8 protein-coding genes are annotated in these 12389 nt (G+C 66.7%); 4 read left to right on the top strand and 4 right to left on the bottom strand.

Translation table 11 applies throughout. The annotated features are described in order from the left end of the window. Window positions 1–4: 4 nt before the first annotated feature. Entirely contained in the window at window positions 5–1213 is a 1209-nt protein-coding gene (gene manD / locus ACLBKT_RS14595) for a D-mannonate dehydratase ManD (RefSeq protein WP_410183716.1), read from the bottom strand. 173 nt (window positions 1214–1386) lie between these two features. Here manD and ACLBKT_RS14590 point away from each other — a divergent pair, with 173 nt between their 5' ends. The 4 genes from ACLBKT_RS14590 to ACLBKT_RS14575 all read left to right on the top strand — a co-directional run bounded on the left by ACLBKT_RS14590 (window position 1387) and on the right by ACLBKT_RS14575 (window position 9196). Continuing rightward, window positions 1387–3249, top strand: a complete 1863-nt coding sequence (locus ACLBKT_RS14590; RefSeq protein WP_410183715.1) for a glycoside hydrolase family 2 protein — start codon at window positions 1387–1389, stop codon at window positions 3247–3249. Beyond that, window positions 3246–5339: a hypothetical protein gene (locus ACLBKT_RS14585; RefSeq protein WP_410183714.1), complete on the top strand. Its 2094-nt coding sequence runs from the start codon at window positions 3246–3248 to the stop codon at window positions 5337–5339. The genes ACLBKT_RS14590 and ACLBKT_RS14585 overlap by 4 nt, the downstream gene beginning before the upstream one ends. 138 nt (window positions 5340–5477) lie before the next feature. Continuing rightward, complete coding sequence (locus ACLBKT_RS14580; RefSeq protein WP_410183713.1) at window positions 5478–8147, top strand: TonB-dependent receptor; 2670 nt, start codon at window positions 5478–5480, stop codon at window positions 8145–8147. Window positions 8148–8260: 113 nt separating this feature from the next. Beyond that, window positions 8261–9196, top strand: a complete 936-nt coding sequence (locus ACLBKT_RS14575; protein ID WP_410183712.1) for a DUF2608 domain-containing protein — start codon at window positions 8261–8263, stop codon at window positions 9194–9196. On the opposite strand, the gene ACLBKT_RS14570 is transcribed toward ACLBKT_RS14575, so the two are convergent. The 3 genes from ACLBKT_RS14570 to ACLBKT_RS14560 form a co-directional block, all read right to left on the bottom strand. Further along, complete coding sequence (locus ACLBKT_RS14570; RefSeq protein ID WP_410183711.1) at window positions 9163–10449, bottom strand: mandelate racemase/muconate lactonizing enzyme family protein; 1287 nt, start codon at window positions 10447–10449, stop codon at window positions 9163–9165. The two genes, ACLBKT_RS14575 and ACLBKT_RS14570, sit on opposite strands and share 34 nt — an antisense overlap. Continuing rightward, window positions 10446–11750, bottom strand: coding sequence for a glycoside hydrolase family 28 protein (locus ACLBKT_RS14565; RefSeq protein ID WP_410183710.1), 1305 nt, complete (start codon window positions 11748–11750; stop codon window positions 10446–10448). Before ACLBKT_RS14565 ends, ACLBKT_RS14570 begins: the two co-directional genes overlap by 4 nt. Further along, window positions 11747–12389 (bottom strand): glycoside hydrolase family 2 TIM barrel-domain containing protein (locus tag ACLBKT_RS14560; RefSeq protein ID WP_410183709.1); only part of this gene is annotated, 643 nt, incomplete at its 5' end. The genes ACLBKT_RS14560 and ACLBKT_RS14565, both read right to left, overlap by 4 nt.

Below are 12389 nucleotides of genomic sequence, written 5' to 3'. Positions count from 1 at the left end.
AGCCTCACCAGTTCCACATCGTGCCGTCTTCGAGCCGGGCGACCGGAAGCTGCATCGGCTTGTAGGGATATTTCGCCGCCAGTTCCTCGTCGATCTCGACTCCGTGGCCGGGGCGCTCGCCGACGATCATGTGGCCGTCCTCGAAGCGGTAATCGTGCGGGAAGACCGCGTCGGTCTCGGGCGTGTGGCGCATATACTCCTGAATGCCGAAATTGGGCACCCAGCTGTCGAAATGCAGCGCGGTGCCCATCGTCACCGGCGAGAGATCGGTCGCCCCGTGGCAGCCGGTGCGCACCTGATAGAGCGCGGCGAGATCGGCGATGCGGCGCAGATGCGTCACCCCGCCCGCGCCGACGATGGTGGTGCGGATATAGTCGATCAGCTGGTTCTGGATCAGATCCTTGCAGTCCCAGATGGTATTGAACACCTCGCCCACCGCGAGCGGCGTGGTGGTGTGCTGGCGCACCAGCTTGAAGGCTTCCTGATTTTCCGCCGGGGTGCAATCCTCCAACCAGAACAGCTGATAGGGTTCGAGCAGCTTGCCGAGATGCGCCGCCTCCTGCGGGGTGTAGCGGTGGTGGCCGTCATGCAGCAGGTGGTGATCGAAGCCATAGGTGTCGCGCAGCTTCTCGAACAGGCGGGGCACGGTGTTGAGCGCCTTGCGCGTGTCCCACCCCGTCACCGAGGGCAGGGCTGCGTCGGCGGGCTCGTAGAACAGCGTGCCGCGCCCCACGCCGTATGCATCCTTCACCCCCGGTATCCCGGTCTGGGCGCGGATCGCCTTGTAGCCCATGGCGATATACTGGCCCACCGCCTCCACCGTCGCGTCGATATCCGCGCCATTGGCATGGCCATAGACCATGATTCGCTCCCGGCTCTTGCCGCCGAGCAGATCGTAGAGCGGCATTCCGGCGGCCTTGGCCTTGATGTCCCACAGCGCCACGTCGACCGCCGCGATGGCGCGCATCGTCACCGGCCCGCGCCGCCAATAGGCCCCGCGATAGAGGAACTGCCAGATATCCTCGATCCGGCGCGCGTCCTTGCCGATCAGCGCGGGGCAGACATGGTCCTCAAGGTAGGACACCACCGCCAGCTCGCGCCCGTTGAGGGTCGCATCGCCGATCCCGGTGAGCCCGCCTTCGACCTCGATCTTGAGCGTGACGAAATTGCGTCCCGGGCACGTCACGATAACGCGTGCCGATGTGATCTTCATGGCCCCTCAATCCTGTCCCACCCCGTCGCACAGGGCTGCCTGCAATGTCCCCGCTATCTCGGCAGGAAATATTGGTCTGTCAAGAACGATCAACTGTCCTTACCAATTCTTGACCGGGCCTAACAGGCTTGTTACCCCGCGCCAGAGTGGAAGATGATGAGGGGAGACGCGCGATGATCAAGCTGCGGAACGGCACGCTGCTGGGCCTGCTGCTGGCGCTGATCGGCGGGAGCGCGTGGGCGGAACCATCGCCCGAGTCTGCTCCGGAGCCCCCCGTCACGATCGAGAACATCCGCGCCCGCAGCGGCACTGATCTGTCAGGCCAGTGGCACTACATCGTCGATCGCTCGCGTCTCGGAATCAGAAAGCGCGGGATGCAGCGCAACTTCGCGCAGGATCGCCCGGCGACCAATCACCCGCTGCTGGAATATGACTGGGACACCTCGCCGCTGATGACGGTGCCGGGCGACTGGAACAGCCAGGTCACCGAAATGGCGATGTACGAAGGCATGGTGTGGTTCCGGCGCAAGGTCGACGCCACCCCGCAGCCGGGCAAGCGCTACGTCCTGCATTTCGAGGCCGCGAACTACGACACCCGCGTGTTCCTCAACGGCGAATTGCTCGGGCGGCATCGCGGCGGGTTCACCCCGTTCGAATTCGAAGTGACGGGCAAATTGCTGGCGGGGAGCAATTCGCTGGTCGTCTCGGTCGATGCCGCGCACGGGCTCGACACCATCCCGGCGGAGGATTTCGACTGGCAGAACTATGGCGGCATCACCCGTCCGGTGCGGCTGGTGGAGCTGCCCGCAACCTTCATCCGCGATTATCACGTGGGTCTCGACAGCGCAGGCCGGATCGCCTTTTCCGCCGCGCTCGACGGGCCGGCCAGCGCCGGGGCCGAGGTGCGCTTCAGCCTGCCGGAACTCGGTCGCAGCTGGAGCGCGACAGCCGACGCCGAGGGCCGCGTGGCGGGCACCATCCCCTTGCCCCGCAAGGCTGCCCGCTGGAGCCCCGAGGCCCCGCGCCTCTACGCCCTCACCCTCGCGGCAGGGGCGGACAGCGTCACCGATCGCATCGGCTTTCGCACCATCGAACGGCGCGGCAATGCGCTGTTCCTCAACGGCCAGCCGCTGACCCTGCTCGGCGTGTCGATCCACGAGGAGGCGATAGGCACCAGGCCCACCCGCGTGCTCGACGAAGCCGCCGCCCGCGCGCTGCTCACCGAGGCCAAGGCGCTGGGATCGAACTTCGTGCGCCTTGCCCATTACCCCCACACCGAAACCATGGTGCGCCTCGCCGACGAGATGGGCCTACTGGTGTGGAGCGAGATCCCGGTCTATTGGGACATCGCCTTCGACAGCGAGGTGACCTATGCCGAGGCCAGCGCCATGCTGCGCGCCATGATCGCGCGCGACATGAACCGGCCGAGCGTGGTGATCTGGAGCGTCGCCAACGAGACTCCGATCAACGATGCCCGCAACCGCTTCCTCGCGCGCCTTATTGCCGAGGCGCGCGCCACCGATCCCTCGCGCCTGATCTCCGCAGCGATGGACAAGCTGCCCGAGGCGGGCGGGCTGGACGACGGGAACCTGATCCTGGTCAACGATCCGCTGGCCGAGCATCTCGATGTGCTGGCGATCAACCGCTATGACGGCTGGTATGGTCCGCTGACCCCGCCTGAAGTGGCAGGCGTCAGGTGGGAGACGCGCTTTGACAAGCCGATCATCCTCAGCGAATTCGGCGCCGACGCGCTCCACGGCTACCGCGCCGATCCCTCGGTGCGCTGGAGCGAGGACTATCAGGCGGAAATCTACCGCCAATATGTCGCCATGACGGCGCGCATCCCGAACTATGCGGGGATGTCGCCCTGGATCCTGAAGGACTTCCGCTCGCCCCGACGGTTCCATGGACGGTTTCAGGAATACTGGAACCGCAAGGGCCTGATCGACCCGGAGGGTCGGCGCAAGCTGGCATACGACGTGCTGCGCGACTACTATCATGACACGCGCGGGCTTCCGGTGGAGGGCGCGGAATGATGTGGGCGGGCCTGCTGGCGGGGGCGGCGCTGCTGGCCTCACCCGCTGCTGCCGAGGAACGTCAAAGCCTTGCGCTGCAGGATGCGCGCATCACTTTCGACGGGGCCGAAGTGGTGCTCGCCAACAGCCGGATCGTGCGGCGCATGGCGTGGAACGATGGCGCGCTGGCGACGGTGTGGCTGGGGTTCCGCGATGGCGATGCGGGCTGGGCGATGGCGGGAGCCGAGCCCGATCTTGCCCCGCTCGGCATAGCGCCCAAGCCCGCCGCCGCGCGCCTGTCCTTGCGGCAGGTGGAAGCGACCGCAATCCGTCCCGCGCATCTCGAATTGACGGTCGAGACCGAGGGACAGGGGTTGGACGTCCGACGCACCTGCCGGGTGTTTCCCCGGGTGCCCGCAATCCCCTGCACCCTCGCCTATCGCGGCGCTCCCCGCGCCGCCGACAAGTCCGCGAAGGCCGGGCGCGATGTGATCGAGAGCGCCGATCTCGCCTGCGCGCCCGATGGCGACGTGATCGACCGGCTCGCGCTGCCGCCCGGCCACTGGGCCTTTACCGCCACCGCCTTTCGCGCGGCGACCGATTATCACGACTGGTTGGTGACAGATCAGCCGGGCGAACTCTACCGCCAGCCTCTGGCACTGACCGCCGGCGCCTTGACGCTGACCGACCGGGTCGGGCCGGGGCAGGTGTTCGTGATCAAGGAAGCGCCTCTGGGGGCCGACCAGATCGCCTTTCCGGGGCACGACATGGTGCTGCAAGCGGGCAATGTCCGGATCGAGGGGAGCGGGATCGACCCGGCAACCCTCTCGCCCGACGTCTGGCAGGAAGGGCACACCGTCACCCTCGGCATCGCGGCTCATGGCGAGGCCGCGCTGCTGCTGGCGCGTCGCGAATACATGGCGACGCGCCGGACATACGATCACGCCCGCGACGGCATGATCCTGATGAACACCTGGGGCGATCGCAACCGCGATGCGGCCATGTCGGAGAGTTTTGCCCTCGCCCAGTTGGAGGCGGCGGCGCGGCTCGGCCTCACCCACCTGCAACTCGACGATGGCTGGCAGGCGGGCCTGTCGAAGAATTCGGCGGCCAAGGAGGGGCAGCTGTGGGAGGAATGGTCGACGGAGAGCTGGCGGCCCCACTCGCAGCGCTTCCCGCGCGGGCTTGGCCCGGTGGTGGCGCGCGGGCGCGAACTCGGGGTGGAGATCGGCTTGTGGTTCAACCCCACCCGGCGCGAAGACTACGCCCTGTGGGAGCGCGACGCCGACATCCTGATCGGCCTTTACCGCCAGCACGGTATCCGCATCTTCAAGATCGACGGGATCGAACAGCCCACCCGCGCCGCCGCCGCGAACCTTCAGCGGATGTTCGCCAAGGTGCACGCCGCGACCGGCGGGCGGGCGGTCTTCAACCTCGATGCGACCGCTGGCCGCCGCCCCGGATACCTTGATCCCGTCAATGCCTATGGCAACCTGTTCGTCGAGAACCGCTACACCGACTGGGGCAATTACTACCCCTATCGCACCTTGCGGAACCTGTGGATGCTGGCCGCCCATGTCCCGCCGCAATTTCTCCAGATCGAGTTCCTGAACGTCGCCCGCAACCCTGACCGCTACCCGCCCGGCGACCAGCTCGCCCCGGCGCGCGCGGGGCAGGATTATGCCTTTGCCGTCACCATGATGGCCCAGCCGCTCGCATGGCTGGAGGCGACCGGGATGCCGGAGGGCGCCTTGGCCGATCCCGGCCTGATCCGCACCTACCGCGATCACGCCGCGCGCATCCACGCCGGCCACATCCTGCCGATCGGCGAGCAGCCCGACGGCACCGCCTGGACCGGCTTCCAGTCGGTCGCGCCGGGCGGGCGCAGCGGCTATCTGCTGGTGCTGCGCGAGGCGAACGCGCGCGGCACAGCGCAGCTTGCCACCCTTCTGCCGCCTGGCAGCACCTTGCGGCTGACCCCGGTCGCCGGGCACGGCAACGCAGCGGAAGTGACTGTTTCTCCGACCGGCACGCTCCCCTTCACCCTGCCCGGGCCGCACAGTTTCGCGCTCTATGCCTATGATCTGCGGCAGACCACGGACACGCCCTAGCCACCGCCGCACAATTGGACAGACCAAAATTTAAAATCATACTTGCCAATATTGTCGTTGCGGCCTAATCAGTACTCACTGATTGATCGGCAGAGCGCCCGGGGGCGATCATCGGCCGGCATTGGGGGAGATAACGAGATGAAGGCTCCGTCCACGAACGGAAACGCGATGCAGGTGCGTCTGGTGCTGGGCGCCAGCCTGCTGGCAATCGGCAATCTGCTGGCTACCGCCGCCGCCGCACAAGAGGCCCCGCCCCCCGCTCCGGCGGAAGAGGAGATCATCGTCTCGGGCCAGCGCGGCGCGCTCAACGAAGCGATCCGTGCCGAGCGCCGGGCCGAAACCCTCAAGAACATCGTCACCGCTGACGATGTCGGCCAGTTCGGCGACCAGAACAGCGCCGAAGCCCTCCAGCGCCTCCCCGGGGTCACCATCGAGCGTGACGAGGGCGAGGGCCGTTTCGTTTCGATCCGCGGCCTGCCGTCGAGCTTCACCCAGGTCACCGTCAACGGCGCGCGCATCGGCACCTCGGACGCGGGATCGAGCACCGTCGCGCTTGACGTGATCCCCTCCGACCTGCTCGGCAGCATCGAGGTCACCAAGACCTACACCGCCGACATGGACGGCGACACCATCGGCGGCGCGGTCGAGCTGAAGTCGCTCTCCGCCTTCGACAACGGGGGCGACATCACCGCGGTGCGCCTTGAAGGATCGGCGGGCGAATATGCCAAGGCGGTCGGCCCCAAGGCGTCCTTCAGCCTCGCCCGGAAATTCCTGAACGACACCCTCGGTGTCGCGCTGACGGGGAGCTATTTCAAGCGCTTCATCGAAGGCGACGATCTGCGCAACGAAGACGGCTTCCAGCGCCTGTCGCGCAATGGCGAGATCTTCCTCTACCCGCGCGAGGTCAACCAGCGCTTCGAGGTCGGCAATCGCACGCGCTACGGCGGCACGCTCAACATCGAATACCGCCCGAACGACAACACCGAATACTACCTGCGCACGCAGATCACCCGGCTGGAGGATGAGGATATCCGCATCCAGTCGCAGTGGCAGATCGAACGCGCCACCGGCAGCGAGATCCAGGAAATCACCGAGGGCAGCGGGCGCTATATCGACGTGCGCCAGCGCAACCAGACCTTCTTCCAGCCGACCACCGACCGCCAGTTCGTCATCACCGGCGGGCATCGCAACACTTTCGGCGACGTCACCTGGTCATCGCAGGTCGATTTCTCGCGCTCGCGCTGGACCCAGCGTGATGGGGTGCGCGGGCGGTTCCAGATCGACGATATCGGCACCAACGTCACCTATGGCCGCGACAGCGCCTTCATCGAGGCGTTCCGCGACCGCACCCGTCCCGATCCTTTCGACCTTGCCCAATACCGCTTCCAGAGCCTGCTGTTCATCGAGGAAGTCCGGCTCGACGAGATCATGACCCTGCGCACCGATCTGCGCTGGGATGTGAACAGCGACATCTCGTTCCAGACCGGGGTCAAGCTGCGCCAGCGCGACAAGTCTGCCGACAAGATCGAATATAATGGCGATCCGGCGATCGGCGGGATCAACGTCACGCTCAACAATGTCGATCCGCTGATCCAGCAGCCGCGGTTCCAGACCTTCGGGCCGTTCCCGTCGCTGCGGGCAGCACGCCAGCTCTATCTGGATTCGCGCGACACGCTGCTGAACGTCCCCGGCTTCTTCCGCGCCGACAACTCGGCGGCGAGCGACTTTACCTTGGGTGAAGACGTGCTGGCGGGCTATGCGCTCGGGCGGTTTCAGCTGACCGGCAATTTCCAGGTCATCGCCGGGGTGCGCGTCGAGAACACCAAGTTCGAAAGCACCGGCTTCTTCCTTGAGGCCGATGGCGAGGGCAATGCCGATGGCGGGCCGGTGATCCCGATCTTCCTCGGCACGGCGGAGCGCGAATATACCGACGTGCTGCCCAGCCTTGTGCTGCGCTGGGACGTGACGCCCACGCTGCTGGTGCGCGCGTCCTATGGCAAGGGTATCGCCCGCCCCGATTTCGAGGATGCGGCCAATCGCCAGCGGGTCGGTTTCGACACCACCAACCCCGACAACACCCGCGATCTGGTGGCCGGCAACCCCAATCTTGCGGCGCTTTCGTCCGACAATTTCGACGTCTCGGTGGCGTGGTATCCGAACCAGACCACGGTGCTGCAGGCGGCGGTGTTCCACAAGGAAATCCGCAACTTCTTCCTCGACTTCGAAACCAATGTGCTGGCCCAGGCGCCGATCACCCTGCCGCCCGGGATCGATCCCAACTTCCGCAGCATCGAAACCGTCGTCAACGGGGCGAGCGCGCAAGTGACCGGCATCGAGCTGTCCTATTCGCAGACCTTCCCCAACGCGCCGGGGATCCTGTCGGGCCTGTTCCTGACCGGCAACCTGACGCTGGCCGACAGCAAGGCGGAAACCTCGCTGCGCCCCGGGATCGATCTGCCCTTCCCCGATCAGGCCGACATCACCGGCAACTTCTCGCTCGGCTATGAAGACAAGACCTTCTCGCTGCGCGGTTCGGTCAACCACCGGGGGGAGACGCTCGCCGGCCTGTCCAACACCACCTTCGCCGATGTCGAGGGCTTTCCGCAGGATCGCTTCCGCGCGGCCTATACCCAGTTCGACATCAACATCCGCGTGAATGTGGCCGATGGCGTGCAGCTCTATGCCGATGCGATCAACATCACCGGCGAAAAAGACATCCGCTTCTATCGCGGCAACAATTTCCCGCTTTACGAGCGTGTGCAGGATTTCGGCGCGACCTATCAGGTGGGTGCGCGCATCACGTTCTGATCCTCCCCAGGGGGCGCGGCGGTCTCTCTCCGGTTGGCGCGCTTTCTCGAAGGACACCCCGACCCGGGTGTCCTTCCCTTTTTGGGGGATGCACAGGCGGAAAGGCTGAGGCGATGACGAGGCAGCAGGCGAGGCGGCGGACGATGGCCACGGCACTTGCGATGTTGGGATTCGCCGTGTCGAATGGCGGGGCGGCTCACCTTTCGCGTGCAGAAATCGCCGAAAAGGCTGCTCCTGGACAGGTTTTTGTCATAGATTCAATGTCTTCGGCCATTGACAATGCCTTGCAGACGGCTTCCAGAGTGGGGCCAGACCGGGTCTTGGTCGTCTTTGATGTCGATTCGACCCTGCTTTACGACCCTTTAGGGGGGCCTCAGCTGGGCGACATGAAAGACAGCGAGCCGGAAAAGTTCCGCTCGGTGGAACGCGCGCTGATGGCGCTCAAATCCCTCGCCCCGACCGAACCGGGGTTGGCGGGCGAGCTGGCGCGGCTCGATGCGGCCGGGATCGCCACCTACGCCCTCACTGCCCGGGGCGAGGACATGCGCGACATGACCCTGCGGGAGCTGACCCGCGCCGGGATCGCCTTCCCCCGCGCCCCCGAATGCGGCCCGCCGCTGTGCGTTAAGCGCGGTATATTGCCGCCCGATGTGGTGCTGGCGGCGGCGCAGGAGGTGGTGGGCGAGGCGGAACTCGGGCGCCTCGGTTTCGCCAAGGGCCGCCCCGTCGGGGTCAGCGACGGGGTGATGAACGCGGCCGGTCTGCACAAGGGCGTGATGCTGCGGGTGCTGCTCGCCAGCCTCGGGCGGGAATACGACGCGGTGATCTTCGTCGACGATGCGCGCAAGAATGTCGATCACGTCGCCGAAGCCGCCAGCGCGATGCCGCAGCAGGTGGCGGTGTTCCACTACCGAATGCGCCGCCCGCAGCCGCCCGTGCCGCAAGCGACACGCAATGCCCGCTGGGAAGCGGCGCTGGGTGCGATATGCCTCGCCCTTGCGCCCGAATGGTGTGATCAGACCGGGACGGGCGCCAGCGAGGCGAGGTAATCGGGATCGAAGGTGATCCCCAGCCCCGGCCCCTCCGGCACCGGCAAGCGCCCGTCCACCGCGACGAACCGCCCGCCCTTGCCGGTCACCTCGTAAGGCACCGGATCGGGATCGCCCTTGTATTCCTGATAGTCGGTGGTGTTGGGCAAGAGGCTCGCAAAATGGGTGACATAGAGGCTGCCAAGCCCGCGCCCGGAGATATGCGGCACGCAGTTGCGCTCCAGCACCTCGGCCATGCGCGCCACCCGCATCGACCGGATCAGACCGCCGAAATAGATGAGGTCAGGCTGCACGATCCGGATCGCGCCCGAGGCCAGCTGCCATTCCAGCGACCACAGGCTGGGATCCTGCTCGCCGCCCGCAATCGGGATCCTGAGCGCATCGGCGACCTGTTTGGTCTCGGCCAGATGGTCGAAGGGCACGGGTTCTTCGAAGAAGCCGTAATCATGCTCCTCCAGCAGCCGCCCCATCGCGATCGCGCTGTCCACGCCGAAGGAGCCATTGGCATCGGCATAGAGCACCATGTCGGGGCCGAAGGCCTGCCGCATCAGCGGGATCAGCTTGCGGTCGCGCGCAGTGCTGGCCTCGGTCTCGGCCATGCGCGCGCCGAGCTTGAACTTGACCGCCTTGGCCCCGCTCTTGGCGACATCGCGCTGCAACCGTTCGACCACCCATTCGGCGCTGCGGGCGCGGTCGCCATTGGCGAAATAGACGCCGGTCGAGTCCCGCACCGGATCGCCCAGCAAGCGGTTCATCGGCAGGCCCGCCCGCTTGCCGAGCAGATCGAGCAGCGCCAGCTCCAGCCGCGCCATGCATTCCCACAGGGCGAGGCCCTGCCACTTGTAATTGCTGTCGTAGAGATAGGCCTCGGCCTGAAGGGCTTCGAGATCGCGGGCATCGCGGCCGATGAACACCGGCGCGAGCTTGAGGCCGATCAGCGGATAGACTGCCGGGAACTGTTCGGAATTGGTGAGCGTCCAGCCCTCGGCCCCGTCACGGTCGCGCACCCGGATGAGGTATTGCCCATCGCGCCGCAGAACATCGATGCTGGCGATGATGACGGGATCGCTCCCCAGCCGGTCGGTCCGCAATACCGGGCGGGCGGCGGCGGCGCGCAGGCGCTCGGTGAGGTCGCGCGGCGGGGCGAAGGGCGTGCAGGCGGGCGCCGCCGCAACCGGCGCAGCCCCGCCCAGCGCGCCGAGACCCAGGGCGGCCAGCCCGCCCGCTTTCAGCAGATCGCGCCGCTCCATCATTCGCCCTCCCGCTCTGTCACGTCGATCCCGATGATCGCCCGCCGCTGATCGGTCGTGGCGGCCTCGGAAAAGCTTACGTCCTGCATGACCAGCCCCCGGACATGGGCCAGCACCATGTGGCCGGGGCGCGTCGAATAGTCGGTGCTGCCCGCCTGCGCCGCGATCTGGACATTGCCGCGCGGCTTGGCCGAACGGCGGGTGACGTCTACGGCACCCCGCACATCGGTGACGACATTCTCCAGCACCAGCCCCTCGATCGGCGCATCGGGATTGCCCGCGATCAGGCTCGCGCCGGAGGTGGTGATGGCGATGCGGCGGAAGGTGGTGTCGACGATCCGGCCGAGCGTGCGATCCGCCTCGCGCCGGTCGATGTCGATGAAGACCGGAAACTGGCGCGGATGTCGTCCGCCGGTGGTGATGGCGATATCCTCGAACAGATTGTTCCGGTGCGTGCCCCCGTCGATCATGAACAGCGCAATCCCGTAGCGCGAATGGGCGATGGTGAGATTGCGGAACACCGAATTGGTCACGCCCACCCGCGATCCGGTGCCGAACTTCAGCGCGGCATCGTCGCTTTCGAGATAGCTGTTCTCGACGAGGATGTTGTCGACCGGGCGATCCCCCGACTTCAGCACGATGGCATCGTCGCCGGTGCGGATGTCGACCCTGCTGATGACCGCGTTCGAGGTGTCGCGGATCTGGATGCCGTCGGTGTTGGGGCTGCGCGGATCGTTGCGGATGGTGATGCCGCGCGCGCTCACCCCGTCGCAGCGGTGGAAGCGCAGGGCATAGGCGGGCATGTTGGCAAGGGTGATGCCTTCGACATGGGTGTCGCGGCAATTGGCGAGTTCAATCGCCGGGCCGGGGCGGGGCAAGGTGGGGCGCGCCAAGCCGGAGGCGTAGAAATCCCTGTCCCAGAAGGCCTCGCCATTGCCCTCGATCCGGCCCTTGCCGGTGATGCGGAGGCCGCTGACCCCGTCCGCGAGCAGCGCCGCGCGCGCCGGGGTGATATCGGCATCGCGGGCGATCTCGACCGCCGGGAACAGCGCGATATCGGGATGGAGCGCCAGCACCGCGCCCTCGGCCAGTTCCAGCACCATGTCCGACCCGAGCCGCACCGTCCCGGTCGACCAGTCGCCCGCCGGGATCAGCACCGTGCCGCCCGTGCCCGCGCAGGCATCGACCGCCGACTGGATCGCAGCCGTATCATGCGCCCCGTCGCCCGACACCGCGCCATGATCGCGGATGTCGCACAGCGGCGAGGTGGCAAGCGTCATGAGGCTTGCGGCAAGGATGCTCATGGTGCGGCCTTTCTGCGATAATAGTCCTGCAACACGAAGAAGGCGGCCTTGCGGCGGCCCTCGGGCGACAGGAGTCCCTTGCGGTTCCACATGTCCTGAAACCGCCCGTGCCAGCGCCGGGGCGAGCGGAAATCCTTGAGCACCCAGGGCGCAAGGCCGACGCAGCCGGGGGTGCGTTCGATCACCTTCAGCGTCTCCTCGTAAAGCCAGGCCTGATAATCCTCGCTCCAGCGTTCCTCCCGCGCCCCGCGCTGGCCATAGAGCGCATCGGCGCCGAATTCGGAGAACATCAGCGGCTTGTCATAGGTGTTGCGGAAGCTGACCCCGGCGATTTCGGCAGGCGTGCGGGTGCCGTACCAGCCTTCGTACTGGTTGATCGCGACCACATCCAAGCTCGCGCCGAGCGGATCGCGCACTTCGATCACGCTCTCGCCATCCCTCACCCCGCCGACATCGACATTCTTGTTGAGCGCGGCGGTGACGAGGCGGGAGGGATCGAGCGCGCGGACATCGGCGATCACGGTTTCGAGGAACCTGAGGCGCGCCTCGGACTGGGGGGTTTCGTTGGCGACCGACCACATCACCACGCTGGCGGGGGGAGGGTGGGGGGGCGAGAGTTCGCCCATCATCTGGCGGGCG

The organism is Erythrobacter sp. W302b, assembly GCF_046452395.1.
Lineage (GTDB): Bacteria > Pseudomonadota > Alphaproteobacteria > Sphingomonadales > Sphingomonadaceae > Erythrobacter.
This window is presented reverse-complemented; position numbering and strand designations above follow the sequence as displayed.

Coding starts and splice junctions, on each gene's coding strand:
- ACLBKT_RS14575 (WP_410183712.1), top strand. CDS start 8,261: ATGACGAGGCAGCAGGCGAGGCGGCGGACGATGGCCACGGCACTTGCG.
- ACLBKT_RS14565 (WP_410183710.1), bottom strand. CDS start 11,750: ATGAGCATCCTTGCCGCAAGCCTCATGACGCTTGCCACCTCGCCGCTG.
- ACLBKT_RS14580 (WP_410183713.1), top strand. CDS start 5,478: ATGAAGGCTCCGTCCACGAACGGAAACGCGATGCAGGTGCGTCTGGTG.
- manD (WP_410183716.1), bottom strand. CDS start 1,213: ATGAAGATCACATCGGCACGCGTTATCGTGACGTGCCCGGGACGCAAT.
- ACLBKT_RS14590 (WP_410183715.1), top strand. CDS start 1,387: ATGATCAAGCTGCGGAACGGCACGCTGCTGGGCCTGCTGCTGGCGCTG.
- ACLBKT_RS14570 (WP_410183711.1), bottom strand. CDS start 10,449: ATGATGGAGCGGCGCGATCTGCTGAAAGCGGGCGGGCTGGCCGCCCTG.
- ACLBKT_RS14585 (WP_410183714.1), top strand. CDS start 3,246: ATGATGTGGGCGGGCCTGCTGGCGGGGGCGGCGCTGCTGGCCTCACCC.